This is a genomic window from Haloarchaeobius baliensis (assembly GCF_052060055.1).
GTDB classification, from domain to species: Archaea; Halobacteriota; Halobacteria; order Halobacteriales; family Natrialbaceae; genus Haloarchaeobius; species Haloarchaeobius baliensis.
In genome coordinates this window covers 1,488,917-1,512,165 of record NZ_JBPPFR010000001.1, presented here as the reverse complement: position 1 = coordinate 1,512,165, position 23,249 = coordinate 1,488,917, and the positions used below count along the sequence as shown (strand labels likewise).

The window sequence follows — 23,249 nt, the reverse complement described above, 5'->3', positions numbered from 1 at the left end:
CGTACCAGACTCGTTTATATCGGCGTGTTGTTGAAGGGAGAGCGCAAGCTGGTGACGCTCTCGAGGCGTGAAACCACGATACTGCGGCGACATCTGGAACGAAATTGGGTGAGAGGCGGGCCGCAGTTCGGAAAATTCCTTTTTAATACCTTGCCGACGGTCTGGGTATGCGGGACAGATTGACAGTACTGCTCGTCGTCGTCGCACTCTGCACCAGCGCGGTCGCAGGTGTGGCGGCGGCAGGTACCGACACGACGGCCGAGTCGAACCACGCCTCGGTGACGTTCGAAGCACAGACGAGCGGCGGCACGACGGTGACCGTCGACGAGGTGACGCTGGCCGAGGGTGGCTTCGTGACCATCCACGACGCCAGCGTCACCGAGGGGAACGTGTTCGGCAGCGTGCTGGGCACGTCCCAGTACCTCGAAGCCGGCACGCACGAGAACGTGACCGTCACGCTCGACGACCCGGTGAGCGAGGACGCGACGCTGGTCGCGATGGCGCACCGTGACACCGACGGCGACCGGACCTACTCCTTCGTCGCCTCGAACGGCGAGGTCGACGGTCCGTACACGGCCGACGGGAGCGCCGTCGTCGACACGGCCGAGATAACCGTCTCCGCGACGGTCTCGATGGACGACGGCGTCGTCGCGAACGACACGGTCGTCGTCGACCGGGTCGAGCTGAGCGAGGGTGGCTTCGTCACCATCCACGACGCGACGGTTACGGAGGGAGCAGTCTTCGACAGCATCCGCGGCACCAGCGAGTACCTCGAGGCAGGCGTCCACGAGAACGTCCGCATCACGCTGGACGACCCCCTGACCGAGGACACGACGCTGGTCCCGATGGCCCACGTTGACAGCGACGGTGACGAGACGTACACCTTCGACACGTCCGAGGGCGCGGCAGACGGCCCCTACACCGCCAACGGGAGCGCCGTCGTCGACACGGCAGCGGTCACCATCGGCACCGAAGCGAGCCTGAGCTTCGCGAACCAGTCCACCGGCGGCGAGCGCGTCGTCGTCGACGAGGTGTTCCTGCCCGAGGGCGGTTTCGTGACGGTCCACGACGCGACCGTGACCGAGGGCGCCGTCTTCGAGAGCATCCGCGGGACGTCCGCGTACCTCGCACCGGGCACGCACGAGGACGTCGAGATCATCCTCGAGGAGCCGGTCACCGAGGGCACGACCCTCGTCCCGATGGCACACAAGGACACCGACGGTGACATGGAGTACACGTTCGAGGAGTCCGAGGGCGGCGCTGACGGCCCGTACACGGCCGACGGTGGTGCCGTCGTCGACACCGGGATGGTCACGCTGAGTGCCAGCGTCTCCATGGCCGACCAGACCTCCGACGGCCGCACGGTCGTCGTCGAGGACGTCGACCTCGCAGAGGGCGGCTTCGTGACCATCCACGACAGCTCGCTGTTCGCGGGGGCGGTGTTCGAGAGCGTCGTCGGCACCTCTGAGTACCTCGAAGCCGGTCACCACGAGCAGGTGACGGTCACGCTCGACCGGCCGATCCGCTCGACGCAGACGCTGGTCCCCATGGCGCACATGGACTCTGACGGTGACGAGACGTACACCTTCGCCGAGAGCGAGGGCGAGGCGGACGGCCCGTACACCTACGACGGCGGCGCGGTGGTCGACACCGCCCGCGTGCAGGTCGGCGCGTTCGTCAGCATGAGCGACCAGGAGACCGACGGCCAGACGGTCGTCGTCGACTCCGTCACGCTCCAGAACGGCGGCTTCGTGACGGTCCACGACGCGACGGTCACGGAGGGCGCCGTCTTCGAGAGCATCCGCGGCACCTCGGAGTATCTCGGCCCGGGCACGCACGAGAACGTCGAGATCACGCTCGACGAGCCGCTCGAGGAGGATACGACGCTGGTCCCCATGGCCCACTACGACAGCGACGGTGACATGGAGTACACCTTCGAGGAGTCCGAGGGTGCCGCCGACGGCCCGTACGTCTCCACCAGCGGTGCGGTGGTCGACACGGCCAGCGCGACGGTCACCGGGAGCATGGACGATGGCACCGAGACCGACAGCGACGACGAGTCCATGGAGACGACCGAGATGGACGACGGCACGACGATGATGGAGGAGACGACCGCGATGGACGACGGCGGGATGGACGGCGGGGACGAGTCCGACGACGGCGGCTCGCCCGGCTTCGGCATCGCCGTGGCGCTCGTCGCGCTCGTCGCGGCCGCCGGCCTCGCGCGCCGGCGCACCGGCCGCTGAGGAAGGCGAACCCTTTTATATTTCCACGTGAACCAGTGCCACAGTGGTATTTAAAGCTTTCACCGGAAAGCGGCTTCAGAATGTACTCTCCGGCGGCTAGTTTATAAAGTGGGAGAAAGGTTTATATACTTGTCGCGCTAACTATGGGTGAAGAGTACTCCGGGGAGGGCGCCCTTTCTTTCTGGCCCGAACGGAGGCGAGCTTCAGGAGATCATCATGAGCGATTCAGTAACCACTCGTTTCACAGACGAGGTACGAACGACGGAGTCCAGCACGGACGAGCGAACACGAGAGGAGACCAGCGAAGCCGAGACGACCTGCCCCGAGTGCGGCGGTGACGTCCGGTTCGACGCCGAGCACGGCGAGACCGTCTGCACCGACTGCGGCCTCGTCGTCGACGACCAGAACATCGACCGCGGGCCGGAGTGGCGCGCCTTCGACGCCGGCGAGCGGGACTCGAAGTCCCGCGTCGGTGCACCGACGACGAAGATGATGCACGACGACGGGCTGTCGACGAACATCGGCTGGCAGGACAAGGACGCCTACGGGCGCTCGCTCTCCAGCCGACAGCGCAAGAAGATGCAGCGGCTCCGCACCTGGAACGAGCGGTTCCGCACCCGCGACTCGAAGGAGCGCAACCTCAAGCAGGCCCTCGGCGAGATCGACCGCATGGCCAGCGCGCTCGGCCTCCCGAAGAACGTCCGCGAGACCGCGTCGGTCATCTACCGCCGCGCGCTCAGCGAGGACCTGCTGCCGGGACGCTCCATCGAGGGCGTCGCCACCGCCGCGCTGTACGCCGCCGCCCGACAGGCCGGCACCCCGCGCAGCCTCGACGAGATGGCGGTCGTCAGCCGCGTCGACAAGATGGAGCTGACCCGCACGTACCGGTACGTGGTGCGCGAGCTGAAGCTGGAGATCCAGCCCGCCGACCCCGAGAAGTTCGTGCCGCGGTTCGCCAGCGACCTCGGCCTCAGCGACGAGGCCGAGCGCCGGGCACGACAGCTGCTCGACAACGCCCGCGACGAGGGGCTCCTCTCGGGCAAGTCGCCGGTCGGCCTCGCCGCGGCGGCCATCTACGCGGCCGCCCTGCTGACCAACGAGAAGGTCACCCAGAGCGAGGTCAGCGACGTCGCCAACATCTCCGAGGTCACCATCCGGAACCGCTACAAGGAGCTGCTCGAGGCGTCCGACACCGGCTTCACCGCCGCCTGAGACGACGACCCGGCTCCCGGTTCGCCGCCGGGAGATCGCTCGTGATCACGAGGTGTAGCCTCAACCTTTTTCTCCCCACGTGGTGTTATCCGGTGGCATGGTGCAAACCTACGTCCGGCTTCTCTGTCCTGAATGCAACAAGGAGTGGGAACTGGCTCCGGACGAGCTCCCCGGTCCGAAGCGGAACTACAGCTGCCCGAGCTGTCACGCGACGCGTCGTCTGGCGGAGTTCATGCGGACAGAACGCGATCTGGAGACGCTGAAGCAGCTCAAGTGACTACAGGTCGGGGACGGCCGAGAGCGCCCCGCACGCGTCACACTTCAACACCGTCGTCCCCTGCTCGGTGACCAGCCGGGTGTCCGGCGAGGAACACTCGCTACAGCGGACGAACGAGTCGACGTACTCCGCGAGGGCGTCGGCGACGCGGTCCTGACGGAACTCGCCCTTCAGCCGCGCCCGGCCCCGTTCGTCGATGTGACCGCTGGTCCCCAGCTCGTCCTGGAAGAACTTCATGACGTGGGACGGTTCGCGGTTCAGGGTGTCGGTCGTCTCCCTGAAGTTCTCGTAGACGGTCATCTTCCCCTCCTGGCGGACCTCCGCGTCGGGGACGCTGAAGCGCTCGCCCGCGGAGCTGATCTCGGGCGTCTCCTCCATCGCGCGTTCCAGTTGGTCCTCGTAGTCCATACCTACAGGGATGCGGTGAGGGAACTAAAATTGCTTCGTCCGCTGTCGCTGCGCCTACACCTGTCGTTCGAGCCAGTCGAGCTGTCCCGTCAGCTCCCGGGTCCGCTGTCGCTCGATGACGGTCGAATCGAGCACCTGCCCGACGATGGCGACGTCGAGGGCGAACTCGGTCTCCGCGGTCACCTCGCACGACTCCGAGTCGCCGGAGACGGTGTACCGGGTTGTCATCGACTCGAAGATGCCGTCGGTCTGCTCGAGCACCAGCGTCTCGGGGTCGTCCGTCGTGACGACGAGCTCGAGCGACAGCTCCAGAAACCCGACGTGGTTCGTGATGGTCACGGTGTCACCCTCGACGACGACATCGTCGAAGCCGGCAGCCGCCGTGAAGGCCTCGAGGTCTGCCATCGCGCTCCTGACGGACTCGACCGACCCATCGACCGACCGGGACAGGGAGACGGTGTTCATCGGTGACGCTTCGTCCCGGTGCCGGAAAAGTCCCGGTGGGAACACGTTCGCGTCGGGAGCCGGGTCAGTACGCGGCCTCGAGGACGGCCTCGATCTCTGCCTCGGTCGCGTCGAGCCCGGACGGCGCGTTCCGCATGAACGGGTCCGCGAGGACGACCTCGGCGACGGCCGGGAACGCCTCCGGCTCGGGCCCGTCGACGTCTCGGAGCCGTGTCGGCAACTCGAGTGCGTCCCGGACCGTCGTGACGGCGTCGACGACGGCGGACGCCGGGTCCGTGGCGTCGTCGACACCGAGGGCGTCGGCGAGCAGTTCGCGGCGCCCGTCGACGTGCTCGAACAGGTACTCGAGGACGTGCGGGACCACGACGGCGTGGGCGACGCCCTGCTGGACCCCGTACCCGCGCGTCAGTCCGTGGCCGAAGGCGTGGACGACCGAGAGCGTCGTCGCCGAGGGACGCGAGATACCGTACTGGACCAGCGTGGTACCCTCGACGACGGGTTCGAGCACGTCGCTGGTCCCACCTTCCCTCCGCAGCCGGGGGAGGTTCTCGGCGAGTAGCCGCAGCCCCCGGCTGGCGGTACCGTCCGTCACCGGTGTCCGCGTGCTCGCGTAGAGCGTCTCCAGGCCCTTGTCGAAGCCGTTCATCGCGGAGCCGGCGAGTACCGCTTCGGGCGTCGTCGACACGAGCGCCGCGTCACCGACGACGGCGGCCGGCAGCAACCGCTCGTCCGAGACGCCGCCGGCGACGAACTCCTCGACGAGGCTCGAGGACGGGTGGGCCGTGATGCCCGCGACCTGCGAGAGGTCTGCGCCGGCGAGCGTCGTCGGCACCGCGACGATAGGGGTGAGCCCACCGTCCGGGACAGAGATGGTGCCGGTCTCGGCCAGCTCCGCGGCGACCTGGTCGGGGGCACGGTCGTCCTCGCGCAGGACGCTCATCACCTTCGCCACGTCGATGCTGCTCCCGCCGCCGACCGCGACGAGTGCGTCGGCGTCGTGACGTCTCATCGCGGCGACACCGTCGTAGGCGGTCGAGAGTCGCTTCTCGGGCGTCGTCCGTGGGAACTCGCCGGCGAGCCGGTCGCCGAGGCCGGCGCGAACCGGCTCCATGACGTCGTCGGTCTCGCCGACCGTGGCGCCACAGACGACAAGCGCGCGCTCACAGCCCGCCGCCGCAAGCTCTTCACCGAGGTTGGCGACGGCCCCGCTCCCGAGTCGGAGCGTCGGCGCGTCGTACTCGAAGCGGACGTCGCCGCCGGAGTCGTGGTGCATGATACATCGGAGTACGCTCCCCCGCGCTATGTCGTTTCGGCCGACGGGGAGGACAGACCGTAATGCGCCACACGTCAACGATTGCCAAACAATTACCTCTGTCCCCGGTGAACGACCCGTATGAGCTGTCCCAATCTGGAGTACCGGCAGGAGGGCGACGGACGGGCGTTCGACGAGCCGCGAGCGTACTGCACCGTCACCGACGCGTTCGTCCAGCCGATGCGGGCCGACGTCTGCAATGACCGGTACGACCTCGACCACGCCGAGCACTGCGAGATCTACCGGGACGCCGGGTCCGGTGGGTGAGTGACGTGACATACACGGACTACCTCGACCGGGAACCGGTCATCGTCACCGCGGCGCTCACCGGCGGCGTCCACGGCAAGGAGGCGAACCCGAACCTCCCGGAGACTCCGGAGGAGATCGGGAAGGCAGCCGCCGAGGCCGAGGCTGCGGGGGCGGCGGTCGTCCACCTCCACGCACGGACCCCGAACGGCGAGCGGTCGTTCGCGACCGAACGCTTCCAGGAGATCGACGACGCGGTTCGCGAGTACGCCGACGACGTCGTCATCCAGCACTCCACCGGTGGGACCGCGGCACCCGCCGAGGACCGGCACCTCCCGCTTCGGACCGACCCGGCCCCCGAGATGGCGTCGCTCGACATGGGGCCGCTGAACCGGTACGACCACCTGACGAGCGAGAACACCCGCGGGATGGTCGACGCGCTCCACGAGGAGATGGTCGAGCGCGGCATCAAGCCGGAGCTGGAGCTGTTCAACGACGGCCACAGCAACGAGGCCCACGGCCTGCTGGCGCGACGGGACCTCGCCGACCCCGTCTACGCGACGCTCATCTTCGGCGGCGGCACGCTCACCCGCCCACGACCGCGGAACCTCCTCAACGCCGTCGACAACCTCCCCGAGGGCGCCCAGTTCAACACGCTCGGCTTCGGGCCACATCAGCTCCCGTTCGCGACGCTCGGCATCCTGCTCGGTGGCCACGTCCGGGTCGGCCTCGAGGACAACGTCTACTACCGCCGCGGCGAACTCGCCGAGAGCAACGCCCAGCTCGTCGAGCGCGTCGTTCGCGTCGCCGAGGAACTCGGCCGCCCGGTCGCATCGCCGGCCGAGGCGCGGGAGCTCCTCGCGCTGTAGCCGAGTCGCCTGTACGCCCGCCGAGCGAGACAGCTGACCGGGACCCGGAGACCGGAACCCGGAACGGTCTCAGTCTGCCTCGCTCCCGTGGTCGTCGTCGTCGTCCGCCTCGATGTTCATGGTCGCGAGCAGTCGCGCGGTGACGACCTGCTCGACGATGTCGACCAGTCGCCGGTCGTCGTCTGTGTAGTCGGCGAAGATACCGAGCGGGATCTCCGCACCGGCCATCTCCCGGTGGCCGCCGCCGCTGCCCGCGTCGGAGAAGGCGTCCTGGAGGACGTCGCCGACGTTGATGCGGTTGTCCGTCGTCCGCCCGCTGAGCTGGATGGCGTCGCCGACGATGCCGAAGACGATCGTCGTCCCCACGCCCTCCAGCGTCGCCAGGTAGTCCGCCGCCTGCGGGAGCGCGTCCCGTTCGCTGGTCCGCCCCACGTTCGAGAGCAGCACCGACCCGAACACGGTCCGGTTCTCGATGGCGTCGGCGATGGCGTCCACGGTCGCGCTGCTGACCGCCGGGCTGGACAGCTGGCGGAGCAGGTCGCGGTCGGCCAGCTCGTGGAGGAAGCCCGCTGCCTCGTACTCTGCGGTCGTCACCCCGCGGAGGAACCCGAGCGTCTCCCGGCGGATGGCGAACAGGAGCGCGGTCGCCAGTCGGTCGTCGATCTCCGCGCCCAGCTCCCTGACGTACTCGGTCATGATGGTCGCGGTCGCGCCGACGTCCTCCCGGTGGTCGACGAACCGCGCCTCCACCTCGTCGGTGGGGTGGTGGTCGATGACGACGTCGAGTGGCGTGCCCTCGGGGACGTGGTTGTTCACGCCGGGCACCGAGTGGTCGACGAGCGCCAGGAGCGCTCCCGGGTCGCGGTCCCGCACCAGCTCCGGGTCGAACTCGTGCAGGTCGATGTCGAGCAGGTTGACGAGCGCGCGGTTCTGCTGGTGCGAGATGTCGCCGCTGTAGAGTATCCGCCGTTCGTCGATGCCCGCATCGGCCGCGATCCGGCCGAGCACCAGGGCGCTCGCCAGACAGTCCGGGTCGGGGTTGTTGTGACAGACGATGGTGAGTTCGTCCGCCTCGCCGAGGAGCGCCCGGAGGTCGGTAGCTGCACTCATCTGGTCGACATTCGTCCCGAGGGTACATCGGTCTGCTGCCTCGAACTCCGTTTGCCGGTGGTTCGTCGGGGCGTCCCGAATCATTTAGGACACCCGACGTACAAGCCCGGGACATGACCGAGGAGATACCGGACGAAGTCGCCGCGCTCGTCGACAAGATGGCCTCGGAGTACGTCCAGTCCGAGTACGAGATCGCGGAGGCTCTCGCCGACGCCGAGGGCCCACTGACGCTCGACGAACTCGTCGAGGAGACGGGCTACACCGAGCGGACCGTCGAGAAGCGAACGGGAACGCTCGAGGACCGACTCGGCGGCGAGCCGCTGTTCCAGCGAGACGAGGACGGCAACCCGATGCTCCACCCCGTGCTCGCACGAGCCATCCGCGACGGAACAGACGAGTAGCACCACGGCACCCTGCCAGCCCGGTCCGCACAGCGGCGGTGCTACCGGACTCCATCGTCGGAGACGGCGACAAACGTTTTCATGCAACCCGTCTGATGAGTGGGTATGCAAGACGGACAGCTGTTGCCGTTCGCCGGGTGGGGGCTCGCCGGACTCCCCGTCGTCGGGACGTTCCTGCAGGCTTCGTTCGCACTCGCCGGCGTGGAGGCACGCACGCTCCCCGTCGTCGGCGGGGTCGTCGACGCGTTCATCTCGCTGCAGGTGTTCAGGGAGGCCGCCATCCAGTTCAAGGCCAGCACTGCGGTCGTGCTCGTGCTCTTCGTGCTCATCGCCGCGGCGTGGGTCGGCCAGGGTCTCGCGATGGGGCTGCTGCGGAACCGGGACGTCACGTTCGCCTGTGCGGGCCTCGTCTCGGTGCTCTTTCTCGTCCTGTTCTTCGGCGTCTACTCGTCGCTGTTCGGCAGCGGGGTCGGCGTCGCACAGCTCGGGCTGTTCTTCGCGGTCCCGTTCGTCGCCAGCGCCGGTGCCCTCGGTGGCGCCTGGCTCCGGGACTGGGAGGTCGACCTGGAATCGGCCGCGGCGACGGACCTCTCGGAGGCGGCCGACCTGGTCGCCCGGAAGCGAGAGGCGTTCGAGTCGGCCTCCCGTCGCCAGGTCGGCGAAGACACCCTCGAGGGCGTCACCGGGCTCGCACCCGACGCCGTCGCGGCGGCCCGTGACGCCGCCGAGCGGGAGCGCGAGAGCTACGACGAGCTCGAATCGGAGATAGAGACCGTCCGGTCGTCGGTCGCCGACGCGAGCGAGGGGCGCCGCCGTGCCGCGGAGCTGCTGGAGAGCGCGAAGCGCCGGGACCCCGAGGCCGCGGTCGACCGCATCCAGTCCGACCTCGCCGACGGCGTCCGTGCGGCCGTCGAACGCGGCGACGTGGACCTGACGGTGCGGTCGCGCTACGGCCGTACCTACGAGGTCGTCAACCTCCCGAGCACGTTCCGCGAGGTCCGGCTCCCGCCGAGCAACGAGCCCACGCACGTCGCCGAGGTCGACCGGACCATCGGGCGGCTGTGCGACCGTGACGACGTCGACCTCGCGACCGTCGCCGACGCCCTCGACGAGATCCGGGTCCACCGGGACCGCATCGAGCGCCACGTCGCAGACACCGAGGAGGCGTTCCACGACGCACACGAGGCCGCCGAGACCGACGTCGAGCGCGCCCGCGACGAGCTGGAGCGACTCGAGGGTGCGGTCCGCGAGCGCGTCGAGGCGAAGCTCGTCGAGGGCCACGACCCCGACGTCGACAGCGTCCACAGCGTCGAGGCGGGGCTCCGCGAGGCTCGCGAGGCGCTCCACGACTGCCGGTTCGACGAGGCCGAACGGCTCGTCGACGAGGCCCGCGAGACCGCCGACGGCCTGCTGACGACGGTCCAGTTCTTCGGCAGCCTCGCCGGCGCGCTCGACCACGGACAGGACCGCGTGAGCCTCCCGCGGGAGGTCGACCCCGAACTGGCGCGCGACCTCGCCCCCGCCTTCGAGAGCGAGTACGGCGTCGACTACCACGTCGAAGACGGCCACATCAGCGTCGACACCCGCGGCGAGCCCGTCACCGCGGAGCCGACGACCGACCGGTCGGCGAGGCGGTCGACCACCACATCCAGTCACGGCAGCAGCGGTCGGGACGAGTACGTGAACCCCGAGGAGTACGTCGACGAGGTGCTCCTGCTGTTCGACGAGCTCTCGGCCGTCGCCGAGGCCGGCTCGGACACCGTCCACCTGGAGACCGGCGATCTCCCGGAGTACGCGGTGCAGTCCGAGTCACTGGCCGCCATCGAGCGGTTCTGCAACCGCCAGAGCGACCTCGTGGAGACCGTCGACGTGCCCGCCGGTGCGCCGCCGGGCATCGTCGACGTTCGCTTCACGGACCGGCACGACGCGCCTGCGGCACTCGATTCGCTCTACGACCGGTTCAAGGAGCAGTACGTGTGATTCGGGTCACGTCCATCTTTTAGGGGCCAGTACGTTCATATCGCCCCCGATACCAGTTCTCCACAGTGACCGTCGGTTATCATGTCCGAAACGTGTAAAATCTGCGTCTCTCCGCGTGCGGAGTGGGACCACGACACGCTGGAGGGACACATCGCTCACGAGCATCGAGACGAACCGAAATCCGTCGAACAGGTGTACCCGGACCTCTACGACCCGATATTCGTGGAGGAGCGCTACTGGGACGACGAGGAGGAGGCGGACGAGCAGCCAGTTCCGGGGGGTGGAAACGGCAACGGGGCGACCACCGGTTCGGAGGCGGACTTCGGCATCTCCTCGGTGGGGAAGAAGTGGTACGTCATCGGCGTCGGTGGCGCGGGGAACCACATCGTCGACGCCATCCTGTTGCGCCGGAACACGCTCGCCGACGAGAACGAGGAGCGGGTCCGCATCTGGGAGGGCGGCCTCGCGGGGGCGGGCGTGCTGAACACGAACGTCGCCGAGGTCGAGGAGACGTACTACGCCCAGGAGGAGAAGGGCTACAACCGCCACGACATCGTCGCGAACTGCATCATCGGCCAGGGCGTCCACAACTACGCGGGGGCGGGCTACCGCTGGGACCACGGCCGGGACTTCGTGCTCGCGGACTTCGAGGACGGCGGCAACCCGTTCCAGGAGCGCTGGGACATGAACCCGGTGGAGCTCCGGGACTCGCAGGCCATCATGTTCGTCCACAGCGTGACGAAGGGGACCGGCTGCGGGTCGACGCCGGTCATCGCGGAGAAGCTCCGGGAGGCGGTGCTGGACGACGACAAGGTCGTCGGCAAGCCGGTGTTCTCGTCGGTCGTCATCCCCAGCGAGTACGCCGACCGGTCGGGCCGGGCGATGGTCAACGGCGTCATCGGGATGGCCAGAACGGCGGCGAGCGTGGACGCCATCGTCCCGTTCGACAACCGGAAGCTCAGGGAGGCCACACAGGACATCGAGCCGCGCATCCACGGCGTCGACCGGTACAATCCGCCGGAGTTCGCCGACCTGAACAAGCCGCTCGTCGCGTTCCTCGAGGCGTTCACGATGTCCTCCATCCCGCAGGTCGTCGAGCAGGAGACCGACCTCTCCATCCGCGGCGAGGTGTTCGACCCGGCGGACAGCTTCCGGCCGGTGCAGGACAAGTACCCGTTCGACCCGGACCGGGCGTACAACCCGGCGGTGGTGCTCGCGCCGGTGCTCGGGAAGATCCACGCGAGCTCGTTCGACCGGTCGAAGCTCCAGATGCTCGCCCGGAAGGCGCTGTTCCAGAACAAGCTCGCGGACTTCGACCCGACGACGGCGTGGGGTGGCACCTTCCTCATCTACGGGCCGGAGGAGAAGATGTCGAAGGTCGCGCCGCTCATCAACGACGGCGTGCTGACGGAGGTGCTCGGGAGTCCGGACTTCCTCGACCGGGACAACGTCGCCGGCGTGGAGACGGTCGACATCCACACGCACCAGCTCGTGACGCCGTACCTGGACGACGTCTACCTCTGGGGCACCCTCTGGAACCCCGAGATGCCGTCGCTGGAGGAGATGTACGAGCACGCGCTGACGATGAAGCAGGACGGGAACAGCCAGCTCTCGGCCGGCGTGCGCGAGGTGTGGGACAAGGTGGAACCGCTGTTCGACTGCCTCGGCCGGAAGAACATGCCCTGAGGTGAGCCGATGGGGGCAACACTCGCGGCCGACCTGGTGTTACAGCAGACCGTCGAACGGACCTCCGGCCACTCGACGATGGTCGTCGTCGCGGCCGCCGTCGCCGCGCTCGTCGTCGGCCTCGGGGCGGGCGCGCTCGGTGCCCGACTCCTCGGGAGTTCGGGCGGCTCCGGCGGCTCGGGCGCACCCGTCTCGCGCTTCGCCCAGCCGCTGTCGACCGAGCCGGACGCGAACGCGGTCTACGACGAGCTGACGAACCTGACGCAGGCGACCGACTCCGTGCTTCGCGCGGCGAGCGACACCCCCGCAGTGAGCCGGCAGGACTCGCGCTCGGAGGCGCTGACCTCGCTCTCGCGGGCGCTCTCGCGTGGCGACCTCCACCTGACCGAGCAGCGGCCCGGGGCGGCGGGCGGTGGCGGCGGCACCGCCGGCACTGGTGGCGGTTCCCAGCAGTCCGACGGCCCGGCCGTCGACGGCGTCGCGAGCGAGCTCCGGTCGTCGCATCCGCCGAACGCGCCGGCCGGCCAGGAGCTGCTCGACACGCTCTCGGATCCGAACGCCCGACGGGGCGACGTCTACGACGCGCTCGACCGCGCGGTCGCCGACCTCGACCGCGCCCACCGCGTGACGGAGGCGGCAGAGCGTGCCGGGAACGTCCGCGGCGTGGACCAGGCCCGGACGCTGGACGACCGACTCCACGACGTGGACGGGCCGCTCGCGTCGGCGCTCCGGCCCGTCTCCTCGCGGCTGGTCGACGCACTGGCCGACCTCGACGAGACGCGGTCGAGCCAGTCCGCCACCGCGAGCGTCCTCGCCGATGTCTGCGACCGGGCGGAGCGCGACACGACGGTGTCCCTCCACGGCGGTGATACGGCCGCCCGTGGCGACGACCTCGTGGAGCGCCTGGAGCGCGGCGACCTCTCCTTCAGCACGGGCGAGACGGACGTCGCATCGGTCGCGGCCACGGTCGAGTCGCGACGGTCGCCCGACAGCGCGGCGGCGATCCGGCTGCTCGACGAGCTGAAGTCGGCGGCCACGACCGACGAGGACAGCCTCAGGGCGGCGCTCCGGACGGCTGCTGGCGCGCTCGACGAGCATGCCGCGACGCGACAGCTGGTCGCGGGCGTCGACCGCGAGTCGGTGACGGAGCTCGCCAACTCGGTGAAGCGTGACCTCGACCCGTCGGACCCCGTCGAGTCCGCGCTGCTGGAGCGGGTCGCCGACCTGCAGAACGAGCTCGACCGAGCCGGTCAGGCCGACCTCGTCCGGCCGTACGTGGTCCGCCACGAGCTGTCGTTCTACCGCGACACGCTGCTGCCGACGCTCGACTCGACGGGGTCGGACGCCACCACGGCGGAGACGCCGACCCGGCTGGTCGAGCGCGTCGGCGAGCGCATCGACGAGGTCGAGGAGTACTACCAGCTCCGGGACGACCACAACCACACGATTCCCCGTCACTTCGTCTCGCTGGCCCGCTCGCTCCACGAGGAGGGCGAGCGACTGGCGAGCCGCGATCCGGAGCGAGCGACGGGCACGCTGGAGGCCGCGCTCTCGCTGCTCGACGCGACCGAACAGCTCTACGAGCGCAACCAGTTCTCCATCATGCTGCGGCGACTCCGCGGCTAGGTTCGGGGTCCCCCGGCCACCAGAGTTATCCGTCCGTTTCCAGGAGCTGACAAATTCTGCCACCGCCCGTTTCGTACGCAGAACAGGTGACGTGAAACAACGTTTCAATGGCCAGTACTGTTTTATTCCAGATAGCGGAACAGACAGTCGAGTGAATCAATGACGTATCTGTTCGTGGGGGCCGGACAGGCAGGGAGTGCTATCGTCGACGCCGTGTTCGAGTACACGTCCGACTCGACGCTCGGACTGTTCGGCGGCAACGACATCAGGGCGCTCGCCGAACCGATGGTGTTCAACTCGACAGTTCGGGACCTGCAGAACCTCTCGAACGTGGCCGAGTCGGACCAGTTCGGCATCGCCGACCAGCACGGTATCGTCGACGGGACCACCGCCGGCTTCGAGGAGCGGGTCGCGGGCGGCTTCGGGCGCGACCCGGTCGAGGCGGACGAGGTGATGGGGGCCCACGCCGACGAACTCGTCGACCTGCTCGAGCGTCGGTTCGGGGCCAGCCGCGGGCTGGCCACCGATGGCGGCGACCCCGGCTGGAACGAGGACGACAGAACCGACGAGTACGACGACGGCTGGGGCGAGGACCCGGTCGACGACCGCGAGGACGGCTGGAACGACGAACCAGCCGACGAGTGGGGCGAGGAGACCGGCGACTCCTGGGACGACGGTGACGAAGTCGACCGCCAGGTCGAGGACCTGGAGTCGGAGGTACGCGGCGAATCCGGGGACGCGACCGAGAGCGAGGAGATCCAGTTCGCGTTCGTCTGCCTCGGACTCGGGGGCGGCACCGGCTGTGGTATCGCACCGCACGTCGTCGACGCCATCGACGAGTACACAGACGGCCGCGCGAGCATCGTCGCACTCGCCATCCTGCCGAACACGATGGGACCGATGACGAGCGGCGGCGACGACGAGGCCGGCGGTGCGGGACGGCAGGCCTGGAACGCCCGGTACGGACTCGACCGGCTGGAGGACCGGGTCGACGGCATCGTGCTCGTCGACAACCAGCGCATCTCGTACCAGGCGGCTGCCGAGAGTCAGTTCGCGGAGTACAACGAGTACATCGCGGCCGGCATCTACGACCTCGTCGCCGGCCCCGTCCTCTCGGGCATCGACCCGAGCGACTATGCGGACATCGACACGCCGGACATCGACGTGCAGGACGTGGTCACGTCGCTCTCGTTCGGCGTCGGCGGCGGCGACTCGAAGGCCGGGTACGCGGCGCTCGGACGCGCGGCGACGATGACGCGCTCGCTGTCGGGCTACCTCGTGCCGTTCGTCGGGAAGAAGGCGATCGACAGCGCCGCCCTCGTGCGGCTGGCGACGAGCAAGCAGTCCGTCTCCGACCTCGACCCGTCGGACGCACAGAAGGCTATCGGGCTCGTGCGTGCGCCGTCGAGCTACCTCGCCGGCGGGAGCAACCGCATCGAGACCTCGACCATCCGCGAGTACCTCCAGGCGCAGTGTGCGCTGCAGGAGGTGAACCTCGGCGTCGCGCTCAACGACCGCAACCTCGCGACGGTGACGACGCTGCTGACCTACGAGCGCGACGACATCTCCCGGCTCGCCGAGATAGAGGAGAAGGCAGCGGAGTACGAGGACCGAACAGAGGCGATGGTCCAGTGAGGTCGCGTCGGGTCACCCTCGTCGGACTGGCCGTCGCCGCACTGCTCGTGGTCGCGGGCGTCGGGCAGAGTGTGGCCGCCCAGGACACCGCGACCGTCGACGACGCCATCGACCGTACCGACCGCGTCGCCGAGCTGGAGTCCCTCGCGGGCCAGTCGCTGCTCCAGTACCTCGGCGGCGGCGGCATCGGGCTCGGGCTCGGTATCGTGGTCGGCAGCGTCGTGATGTACCGGGTCCAGAAGTCGCGGATCGACGAGACCTACGAATGACAGGGAGCGCAAGCCGAACGGCGCTCGTCGTGCTCTGTGCCCTCTGCCTGTTCGCCGTGCCGGTCGCCGGTGGCGGTGCAGCAGGCCAGCCGTCGTCCACACCGGGCCCGACGGACGTGGCGGTCTGTGACTCGGTCGAGGGCAGCGACACCGTCGCGGTGGCGACCATGGCGGGCAGCGAGGAACCGCTCGGTGACGACCGCGCGCTGTACGCGGGGACGGAGCTCACGATACGGCTCTGTGACGCCGAGGGCGTCGTCACGCCCTACGGCGAGAACGGCGCCTGGTCCCTCGCGGACGGCGACGGCTACGAGATCCTGAACACGACCGACAGCAGCGCCACCCTCCGGTTGACCGAGGGCTACGGACAGCTCGCGGTGGCGGACCGGGTCCGACCGACCGGGAAGGCCGACCGCGGTCCGACGTTCACCGAGCCCTCGCCGACCGTCGTCGACCCGGCGTTCGTCGACGGGACGCTGTTCCTCCCGACCCCTGACGGCGTCGGAACGTACGAGGAACGCGAGGACGGCTTCCGGACGGCGCTCAACGACACGCGCACCGCGTCCGACCGGCTGGCGTCCCTCGCGACGGCGGTGAACGACGGTGGCCTGACCGAGGCACGGGCGGCGAACGCGACGGAGACGCTCCGGGCGCTCGCGTCGGCGACCAACGCGACCGACCGCAGCGGCGACGCGTACCGCTCGTACCTGTTCGGGGTCGCCGGCGAGTCGCCCACGCCCGGGGTCGCGGTCGACGCCATCGACGCCTCGCGCGAGGAGGAACGGACCGCCGACTCGAACGCGAACGAGGCGATGGCGAGCTACGGGTCGGCGCTCGATTCGCGGGCGGCCGACGCACGGTCGACGGTACAGACGAACCTCCTGGTCGGCCTCGTCGCTGGCCTGCTGGTCGGCGTCGTCCTCGGCGGGGTCGTCCCGTACGTGGCGGCGTCGAGCACCGAGGGGCGCATCCGGGTCGACTCGTCGACGGAGTACAGCCGGAAGGCGCAGTGGCTTCCGGTCGGTGTCGGCGTCCTCGTCCTGCTGGCGACGGTGGGGGTGCTGGCTGCGACGGGCGGACTTTCGATACTTCAGGTGATACTATGAACGGACAGACGCGCGCCGCGCTCGGAATCGGCGCACTGACGGTACTGATGGCCGCGGTGGGGGCCGGGCTGTTCGTGTTCGCGAGCACGCAACTCGGCGTCTACTTCGTGGTCGGTGGCATCCCGGTCGTCCTGCTGGTGGTGGCCGTCGCGTACGTCCGCGGCGTCCTCAGCGGTGAGGACAACACGGGCCAGTACGTGGAACAGCGCACGAAGCAGGTCGGCGAGTCGCTGCGGGACTTCTGGCGGTCGCTCTCGTCCGTCGAGGACGCCTACCCGCGGTTCGACGCGAGCACGCTCCGCTCCCGTGCGGACTCGCTCGTCGCCGACTACGAGGCACAGGGCGGGCAGTTCGACCGCGAGTCGGGCTCGTTCAGCGTCGGCAAGGGCGCATCCAGCGGCGAGCTGCAGGAGCTCGAACGCATCGACGCCGAGGTGACGACGCTCGCCGCCGACCGCGACGACCAGCTCTACGACTTCGTCCGCGACGAGCTCGACGCCCTGCACGCCGACATGCGGGCGCTCGCCGACGCCGACATCGCGTCGGAGCCGGCCGACCCACCGGAGCCGCCGCTGCCCGACGAGGGTTCCCCGAGCGGTATCGACTACTGGGAGGCCGTCGGCGACGACCTCGAGGAGTACCGTACCGAGGCCGATGTGACCGTCGACGAGGCCATCGCGCGGGTCCGTGACATCCAGCGGAACGCGACCGATGCCTACGACGAGGCGGCGGTCGACCGGCACCTCGAGGACGCAGAGGCGGACCGCCGCGACGGGGAGTACGGCCACGCGGTCGACGCGGTGCTCGAGGCACAGGCGACCCTGGAGAGCGAGCTCTCGGGCTCGTTCGCCCAGGACCACGAGGACCTCGACGTCTTCGTCGAGACCATCCTCGACTCCGGGGCCGAGCAGTACGTCGACGCCGAACTGTTCGACCGGGTGCGGTCGGTCCAGCGCGAGCTCGACGAGCTCGACTCGGCGCTCGACGTGGGGTCGCTGAGCGAGCACCGGCAGACGGTCCGGACTGCAGCGCTGGACATCGTCGAGGCGCTCGACACCGAACTCGAACGGCACGTCCGAACCCTGGACGGCGAGGACCTGCCCGCCGGCTACTACAGCAGACCCGACGTCGCCGACGAGGGCCACGTCGACGAGCTGCGTGCCGTCGGCCCCGTCCACGAGCTCGACCGGGAGTGGGACGCGGTCGTCGCCGAACTCGTCGACGCCGTCGGCACGGTGAAGACGAAGGCGACGGTCGTCGAGGCGTACGACGACGTCGCGGAGACCATCGAGGAGCGCCTCCGCCAGCACGGCACGGTCACCGAGGACGACCTCCCGGTGCGTCACGCCGGCCAGTTCTTCGGGCTCTACTTCCGGCGCAACCCCGACGTGGAGTTCGACCCCGACGCGCCGGCGCTCCACCGCGGCGAGGTCGAGACGTACACGGTCGAGGTCGCGGTCTCCTACGACGAGGGGAGCGAGGCCAAGCGCCGTGCGACGGTCACGCTCGACGGCGGCGAGTACGACGGCCGCGAGGTCGTCGAGACCCACCTCGCCGGCACCGCCACGTTCGTCGAGGTGCCCTTCGGCGAGTACGAGCTCGTCGTCGCCCCCAGCGCGGACGACTACGGGCGCGTCGAGCGCACCGTCCAGGTCGAGGACGACACGGACCTCTCGGTCGATCTCGAGCCCGTCACGCTGGTCGAACAGCTCGTCGACGGTCGCGAGGACGAGATCGGGGAGCACGTCACCGAGTTCGCACCCCGGCTCCGCGACCGCTTCGACGAGGAGGGCTATCTCAGCACCGAGATGGCGTTCCCCATCACCGACGACTTCGTGCCCGGCCTGCTCGCCTCGTGGGCCGACCGCGAGGGGTACGCCGTCACCCGCACCGACGACGGCACCGTCATCGTCTACGACGACTCGCAGCTCTCCCAGGAGATCATGAACGTCATCCAGTACAACCTCGACGAGGGGGACCGACTCAGCTACGAACGCATCCGGTCGAACTACCTGTCGGTGCCGGTCCCCGACCCCGTCATCGAGGAGCTCGCGGCCGACACCGGCCTCTCGGTCGAGACGACGACGGACAGCCTCGAGAAGCCCGCAGGGGGTGAGGCGTGATGTCCCGCGGACAGTACACCCGCTGGGCCGTCATCGCCTCCGGCGAGGGTGGTGGCCGCATCGCCTCGCAGTTCTTCAACCGGTCCGAGAACCCCGGCATCGAGGACCGCATCCTCGTGATGAACACGAACCGGAACGACATCCGGAACACCATCGACCGCATCGACGCGAGCATCACCGACGCCGACGACATCGGCGAGAACCACGCGCTCGAGTTCGGTGACAAGCAGGGTGCCGGGAACTCCTACTACTACGGCCGGGAGGCCGCGGAACAGGACCTCGACCGCATCACCGACCGCATCAAGCGGACGTTCGGCACCGCCGACGCGTTCCTCTACATGGCGACGCTCGGCGGCGGGACGGGCAACGGCTCCATCCCGTTCGTCGTCGACGAGTTCAAACAGGGGCTGAACGTCAGCGAGAGCGAGCCCTGGATGGACAGCGTCATCCACGTCGCGATGGCGGTCTGGCCGTACTACTGGGAGCCCGACCAGCGCCACTTCAACGCGGTGTCCGGGCTCTCGCGGCTGCTCAGGAACCGCGACGGCGGGCAGAACGCCGACATGGTGATGGTCGCCGCGAACTCCCACCTCGACGGCGAGAACGGGAGCGACTACGACCGGGTGAACGAGCTCATCATCGAGGCGGTCGACCTGATGATCGGTGCGGGCCGCGAGACCCACGGCGTCATCGACGTCGAGGACCTCGTGACCATCCCGCGCCAGTACGGCTCCTACCACTTCACGCCCGCCGTCGCGACCGACATGAACGGCGACATCTACGAGCTGGAGTACATGTTCGACAAGGCGGCGGAGAACCCGTTCGTCCCGATGGACGTCGCCACCTCCCAGATCGTCTTCCCGGTCGTCCGCGCGCCGGAGAGCATGATCCAGAACGGCGAGATAACCGAGCCCGAGGTGTACCAGGCGTTCAACCAGTGGCAGAACAAGCACGACCTGAGCGTCGCCGGACAGGCCAGCCTCACCCCGAAGCGCGGCCGCGGCTCGGACGTCGACGTGCTCCTGCTGCTCGGTGGCTTCGACCTGAGCCCGCTGTTGAACCACTCGATGGGGCAGTACGAGCAGGTCAGGGACAACCTGGCCCGCGGGAACACGGCGGGGGCGGAGGGACTGACAGAGCGCGAGGTGCAGACGGTGCTGGACAACCTCGCCGACTACCGCGACCAGAACGAGGGGTAGCCATGTCGTGGGGAACTCGCGCGACGGCGCTGCTCGCACTCGTGGTCCTCGTCGCCACGCTGACGGCCGCCGGGGCGGCAGTCACGACCGCGACCACCGACGCCGCGAACGCCGACGCCGTCTCGGTCGACCGCACCACCCCGGACACCGTCACGGTGACCGTCGAGCCGGACAACGGGACGCCGGCGCTCTCGTCCGTCACGCTCTCCGTCTCGGGGACCGACGCCACCGCGACGGCGAACGTGAGCCGGAACTCCGCCGGCACCTACGAGGGCGAACTCGCCGTCACCGAACTCGTCCCGGCCGACGAGACGGCCCCGCTCGGCGGCGCGACGGTCGTCGTCAGCGCCGAGGAAACGGAGCTCGGCGACGACACGGCCGACCTCCGCTACGCGTCGCTGGAGGGGACGAGCGCGACGTTCGAGGACGGCTCGGTCCACCTCACGCCGGTCGACGTGCGCGGGTTCGCGACCACCGCACCCGTCCCGACGAGCGTCGGTGACGTCACGGTGAACGCGAGCTACGACGCCGACGCCGGTGCACTCGTGCTCGACGCGGACGCCCTCGGCGGCCTCGACCGGGCGTCGCTGTTCGAGGACCGCCGGCTCCGCGTCGCGCCGGACGAGGACGTGACGGCGACCCCGACCTCGGTGAACCTGCACGCCGCCGCCGCGAACGCGAGCGAACTCGTCGCGAGCGGCGACAGCGTCGCCATCGCGAACCCCCTGCTCCCGGTGCTCGACGCGGAGACGTACCATCTCGACCTGACCACGACCTCGCCCGACGGGCAGTTCGTCGGCCCCGTCGAGACGACGGACGACGGCGTCGAACTGCCCCGGACCGCGCTCTCGGCGAGCGTCACCGCGACGCTCGCGGTTGGTGGCGCCGACGGCCCGCGGCTCCTCGACGGCTGGGAGAGCCAGTACGCGAGCGAGCCCGTCACCCTGACGGTGAACCGGAGCTACCTCGCGGCCGAAACCGACGGCGTGTCGTCCGTGCTGGTCCAGCGCGACGGGGACGTCGACCGGCTCGGCGTCACCCGGGAGGACGGCTACTACGCCGTCGAGAACGGCACCTCGCTGCCGGTCGACCAGCCGGTCCTGCTGGTCGTCGAATCCGACGGCGAGCGACGCATCGTCTCCGCACAGACTGTCGCGGGAACCGTCTCGAGCGCACCGACCGGGTCGACGACGGACGGATCGAACGGCTCGGCAGGTGACGGCGCCGCGACGACCACCCCGGGGACCGCGACCGCGACCACGGCCACGAACGCGAGTGCCGGCGGGGGGCTCCTCCCCGCGAGCTACGGGCTCATGGACTGGCTCCTCCTGTTCGCCGTCGGGCTCGCCTGCGGTGTCGGGGCGACGGGTGTCCTCGCCGCGGTGAGGTTCGCGGCGGGCGCTGCCGGACCGAACGGCGACCCGACCAACCCCAGGGGTGCCGTCGTCGTCCTGGGCGCGGGCGCCCTGCTCGGGCTCATCTGCTCCGGAGCCATCGTGTGGCTGGAGTTCGCTGAAGAGGGGTTGCTCACCATGCTTCCAGGCCTCCTCGTTGGCGTGCTCGTCGGGAGCCTCACCGCGCTCGGCTTCGCAGGACTACTCGACTGGCTCGGCTTCTGGCACTTCGGATCGGGTGGGGGAACGACCGCACCCGATCCGGTCGACGTGACGGTCACGCTCGTCGACGGCAACGGCCACCGCATCAGGGACGACGCTGACGTCGTCGCCAAACCGACCCGCGGTGCCGGCTCGCGGACCACGCGGTCGACCGACTCCGGTCTCGTCAACATGTCGTTGCTGCCCGGCGGCTGGCAGGTGACCGCGGCGGTCGGTACCCAGCAACGGACCGAGCAGCTCGAGGTCCAGGACGGGAGACACACCGGCGAGCAGACCCAGCTCGCCTTCCCGCGACCCGGGGTCCGGGTGACCATCACCGACAAGCAGGACGGCGAGCCCATCCCCGGAGCACGGGTCACGGTGGAACCGGACGAGGGCGACACCGAGACCGCGAAGACCGGGCGGAACGGTCGCGCGGCCGTCACCCTCCCGTACGCGGCCTCGATGGCCGACGTGCACGTCGAGCATCCGAAGTACCACGCCGCGAGCAACGACTGCTCGCTCGACGACGACGGGCCGCTCGAGCTGAACGTCGGGCTGGGCCGGCAGACCGGCCGACTGTCGGTGACCGCGGAGGTCGACGGCGTCGCCACCGCGGGCCTGCCGGTGTCCATCGCACCCGCCGGCGACGACCGGTACCGGGTCGACGACCGGCAGGGGTCGCGCCGGACCGACGAGCGGGGCCGGGTCAGAGCCTCGGACGTGTTCGTCGGCGACTACGTCGTCGGGCTCGACGTGGCCGGCTCGCAGTCGGACCTGTTCCGCACCCGGACGACCGAGGTGGCGGTCCACGAGGACGAGCCGTCGAACGTCACCGTCGAGGCGTCGTTCGAGTGGACGGTGCCGCAGGCGACGCGCGACCGGGTGCGACGGCTCCGGCGCGAGGTCGACGGCCTCTCCGAGCAGTCGGGGCGGGACACGGCGTTCCCGGGCTACTACGGCAGCGTCGTCTCGCGACTGCTCGATCTGGTCGAGGCGCTCCCGCAGTACGGCCACCTGTTCGCGACCGGCGAACACCGGCCGGACGACGTGGCCGAGGCACTGCTCTCCGCCGCGGAGGACGGTATCTCGCGGGTCAACACCGCGATGACGACCAAGCGGAACGTCGACATGTTCGCCGCGTGTGCGGACATGGCGAGCGTGGACCTGCGGTGGGATGGCGACCTGGTCACCCACGAGGCGTACTTCGACTACGTCGACGCCGACGTGGACAGCGACCTGACGGGCCGCATCGAGCGGACCCGGTCGCGGATCGACGACGAACGGGCGGACCTGACCGAGGTGGAGCCGGCGACGGAGATGTGGGAGCACGCGCGGGAGCTGTTCCAGGAGACGAGACGCGAGCGCGAGCCCCTCTCGACGGCCGCGAAGGCGCTGCTCGTCGCGGGGCTGCTCGACGCGGTCGAGCACAGCTTCGACCGCCGCGAGCTCAGGGAACGCATGAAGCGGACGGTGTTCTGATA

Annotated in this window: 19 protein-coding genes; 15 read left to right on the top strand and 4 right to left on the bottom strand. The window is 69.6% G+C overall.

Features of this window, described 5'->3' with window-relative positions; all coding sequences use genetic code 11:
- Positions 1 to 167: 167 nt before the first annotated feature.
- From ACSG06_RS07665 to ACSG06_RS07655, 3 genes are all read left to right on the top strand, one after another.
- Positions 168 to 2,246, top strand: a complete 2,079-nt coding sequence (locus ACSG06_RS07665; RefSeq protein WP_440989674.1) for a DUF7282 domain-containing protein — start codon at positions 168 to 170, stop codon at positions 2,244 to 2,246.
- A 216-nt stretch (positions 2,247 to 2,462) separates the two neighbouring features.
- Positions 2,463 to 3,458, top strand: a complete 996-nt coding sequence (locus tag ACSG06_RS07660; protein ID WP_440989673.1) for a transcription initiation factor IIB — start codon at positions 2,463 to 2,465, stop codon at positions 3,456 to 3,458.
- Positions 3,459 to 3,555: 97 nt separating this feature from the next.
- Positions 3,556 to 3,735: a DUF7836 family putative zinc-binding protein gene (locus ACSG06_RS07655; protein WP_440989672.1), complete on the top strand. Its 180-nt coding sequence runs from the start codon at positions 3,556 to 3,558 to the stop codon at positions 3,733 to 3,735.
- Here ACSG06_RS07655 and ACSG06_RS07650 read toward each other — a convergent pair whose 3' ends face one another.
- The 3 genes from ACSG06_RS07650 to ACSG06_RS07640 form a co-directional block, all read right to left on the bottom strand.
- A complete protein-coding gene (locus ACSG06_RS07650; RefSeq protein ID WP_440989671.1) occupies positions 3,736 to 4,143 on the bottom strand; it encodes a translation initiation factor IF-2 subunit beta in 408 nt (135 codons plus the stop codon). It lies immediately after the preceding gene.
- A gap of 54 nt (positions 4,144 to 4,197) precedes the next feature.
- Positions 4,198 to 4,608 carry an SRPBCC family protein gene (locus tag ACSG06_RS07645; protein ID WP_440989670.1) on the bottom strand — a complete coding sequence of 137 codons (411 nt, stop codon included), beginning with the start codon at positions 4,606 to 4,608 and terminating at the stop codon, positions 4,198 to 4,200.
- Positions 4,609 to 4,672: 64 nt separating this feature from the next.
- The gene (locus tag ACSG06_RS07640; protein WP_440989669.1) at positions 4,673 to 5,881 is read right to left on the bottom strand and encodes an iron-containing alcohol dehydrogenase family protein; all 1,209 of its coding nucleotides are present in this window, start codon (positions 5,879 to 5,881) and stop codon (positions 4,673 to 4,675) included.
- 120 nt (positions 5,882 to 6,001) lie between these two features.
- Here ACSG06_RS07640 and ACSG06_RS07635 point away from each other — a divergent pair, with 120 nt between their 5' ends.
- Both ACSG06_RS07635 and ACSG06_RS07630 read left to right on the top strand, forming a co-directional pair.
- Positions 6,002 to 6,187: a hypothetical protein gene (locus tag ACSG06_RS07635; RefSeq protein WP_440989668.1), complete on the top strand. Its 186-nt coding sequence runs from the start codon at positions 6,002 to 6,004 to the stop codon at positions 6,185 to 6,187.
- A gap of 5 nt (positions 6,188 to 6,192) precedes the next feature.
- Entirely contained in the window at positions 6,193 to 7,035 is an 843-nt protein-coding gene (locus tag ACSG06_RS07630) for a beta-keto acid cleavage family enzyme (protein ID WP_440989667.1), read from the top strand.
- Between the two features lie 69 nt (positions 7,036 to 7,104).
- Here the strand turns inward: ACSG06_RS07630 and ACSG06_RS07625 are convergent, their stop codons facing one another.
- Positions 7,105 to 8,145, bottom strand: coding sequence for a DHH family phosphoesterase (locus ACSG06_RS07625; protein ID WP_440989666.1), 1,041 nt, complete (start codon positions 8,143 to 8,145; stop codon positions 7,105 to 7,107).
- A 113-nt stretch (positions 8,146 to 8,258) separates the two neighbouring features.
- On the opposite strand from ACSG06_RS07625, the gene ACSG06_RS07620 reads away from it, so the two are divergent.
- From ACSG06_RS07620 to ACSG06_RS07575, 10 genes are all read left to right on the top strand, one after another.
- Positions 8,259 to 8,546, top strand: coding sequence for a hypothetical protein (locus tag ACSG06_RS07620; RefSeq protein WP_440989665.1), 288 nt, complete (start codon positions 8,259 to 8,261; stop codon positions 8,544 to 8,546).
- Positions 8,547 to 8,651: 105 nt separating this feature from the next.
- The gene (locus tag ACSG06_RS07615) at positions 8,652 to 10,526 is read left to right on the top strand and encodes a hypothetical protein (protein WP_440989664.1); all 1,875 of its coding nucleotides are present in this window, start codon (positions 8,652 to 8,654) and stop codon (positions 10,524 to 10,526) included.
- Between the two features lie 81 nt (positions 10,527 to 10,607).
- On the top strand, positions 10,608 to 12,212 hold the full coding sequence (locus ACSG06_RS07610; RefSeq protein ID WP_440989663.1) for a cell division protein FtsZ: 1,605 nt from the start codon (positions 10,608 to 10,610) through the stop codon (positions 12,210 to 12,212).
- Between the two features lie 9 nt (positions 12,213 to 12,221).
- Positions 12,222 to 13,838, top strand: coding sequence for a hypothetical protein (locus ACSG06_RS07605; RefSeq protein WP_440989662.1), 1,617 nt, complete (start codon positions 12,222 to 12,224; stop codon positions 13,836 to 13,838).
- Positions 13,839 to 13,997: 159 nt separating this feature from the next.
- A complete protein-coding gene (locus ACSG06_RS07600) occupies positions 13,998 to 15,473 on the top strand; it encodes a cell division protein FtsZ (protein WP_440989661.1) in 1,476 nt (491 codons plus the stop codon).
- The gene (locus tag ACSG06_RS07595) at positions 15,470 to 15,742 is read left to right on the top strand and encodes a hypothetical protein (protein ID WP_440989660.1); all 273 of its coding nucleotides are present in this window, start codon (positions 15,470 to 15,472) and stop codon (positions 15,740 to 15,742) included. Before ACSG06_RS07600 ends, ACSG06_RS07595 begins: the two co-directional genes overlap by 4 nt.
- Positions 15,739 to 16,848 carry a hypothetical protein gene (locus ACSG06_RS07590; RefSeq protein WP_440989659.1) on the top strand — a complete coding sequence of 370 codons (1,110 nt, stop codon included), beginning with the start codon at positions 15,739 to 15,741 and terminating at the stop codon, positions 16,846 to 16,848. Before ACSG06_RS07595 ends, ACSG06_RS07590 begins: the two co-directional genes overlap by 4 nt.
- Positions 16,845 to 18,971, top strand: coding sequence for a coiled-coil domain-containing protein (locus ACSG06_RS07585; protein WP_440989658.1), 2,127 nt, complete (start codon positions 16,845 to 16,847; stop codon positions 18,969 to 18,971). Before ACSG06_RS07590 ends, ACSG06_RS07585 begins: the two co-directional genes overlap by 4 nt.
- Positions 18,971 to 20,170: an FtsZ/tubulin family protein gene (locus tag ACSG06_RS07580; protein ID WP_440989657.1), complete on the top strand. Its 1,200-nt coding sequence runs from the start codon at positions 18,971 to 18,973 to the stop codon at positions 20,168 to 20,170. Before ACSG06_RS07585 ends, ACSG06_RS07580 begins: the two co-directional genes overlap by 1 nt.
- 2 nt (positions 20,171 to 20,172) lie before the next feature.
- Positions 20,173 to 23,247, top strand: a complete 3,075-nt coding sequence (locus ACSG06_RS07575; RefSeq protein ID WP_440989656.1) for a carboxypeptidase-like regulatory domain-containing protein — start codon at positions 20,173 to 20,175, stop codon at positions 23,245 to 23,247.
- Positions 23,248 to 23,249: the final 2 nt, after the last annotated feature.

Excerpts from the sequence above, each read along its gene's own strand:
- ACSG06_RS07590 (WP_440989659.1), top strand. The coding sequence starts at position 15,739 with ATGACAGGGAGCGCAAGCCGAACGGCGCTCGTCGTGCTCTGTGCCCTC.
- ACSG06_RS07600 (WP_440989661.1), top strand. The coding sequence starts at position 13,998 with ATGACGTATCTGTTCGTGGGGGCCGGACAGGCAGGGAGTGCTATCGTC.
- ACSG06_RS07605 (WP_440989662.1), top strand. The coding sequence starts at position 12,222 with ATGGGGGCAACACTCGCGGCCGACCTGGTGTTACAGCAGACCGTCGAA.
- ACSG06_RS07620 (WP_440989665.1), top strand. The coding sequence starts at position 8,259 with ATGACCGAGGAGATACCGGACGAAGTCGCCGCGCTCGTCGACAAGATG.
- ACSG06_RS07640 (WP_440989669.1), bottom strand. The coding sequence starts at position 5,881 with ATGCACCACGACTCCGGCGGCGACGTCCGCTTCGAGTACGACGCGCCG.
- ACSG06_RS07660 (WP_440989673.1), top strand. The coding sequence starts at position 2,463 with ATGAGCGATTCAGTAACCACTCGTTTCACAGACGAGGTACGAACGACG.
- ACSG06_RS07635 (WP_440989668.1), top strand. The coding sequence starts at position 6,002 with ATGAGCTGTCCCAATCTGGAGTACCGGCAGGAGGGCGACGGACGGGCG.
- ACSG06_RS07610 (WP_440989663.1), top strand. The coding sequence starts at position 10,608 with ATGTCCGAAACGTGTAAAATCTGCGTCTCTCCGCGTGCGGAGTGGGAC.
- ACSG06_RS07655 (WP_440989672.1), top strand. The coding sequence starts at position 3,556 with ATGGTGCAAACCTACGTCCGGCTTCTCTGTCCTGAATGCAACAAGGAG.
- ACSG06_RS07625 (WP_440989666.1), bottom strand. The coding sequence starts at position 8,145 with ATGAGTGCAGCTACCGACCTCCGGGCGCTCCTCGGCGAGGCGGACGAA.
- ACSG06_RS07645 (WP_440989670.1), bottom strand. The coding sequence starts at position 4,608 with ATGAACACCGTCTCCCTGTCCCGGTCGGTCGATGGGTCGGTCGAGTCC.
- ACSG06_RS07650 (WP_440989671.1), bottom strand. The coding sequence starts at position 4,143 with ATGGACTACGAGGACCAACTGGAACGCGCGATGGAGGAGACGCCCGAG.
- ACSG06_RS07665 (WP_440989674.1), top strand. The coding sequence starts at position 168 with ATGCGGGACAGATTGACAGTACTGCTCGTCGTCGTCGCACTCTGCACC.
- ACSG06_RS07575 (WP_440989656.1), top strand. The coding sequence starts at position 20,173 with ATGTCGTGGGGAACTCGCGCGACGGCGCTGCTCGCACTCGTGGTCCTC.
- ACSG06_RS07585 (WP_440989658.1), top strand. The coding sequence starts at position 16,845 with ATGAACGGACAGACGCGCGCCGCGCTCGGAATCGGCGCACTGACGGTA.
- ACSG06_RS07615 (WP_440989664.1), top strand. The coding sequence starts at position 8,652 with ATGCAAGACGGACAGCTGTTGCCGTTCGCCGGGTGGGGGCTCGCCGGA.
- ACSG06_RS07580 (WP_440989657.1), top strand. The coding sequence starts at position 18,971 with ATGTCCCGCGGACAGTACACCCGCTGGGCCGTCATCGCCTCCGGCGAG.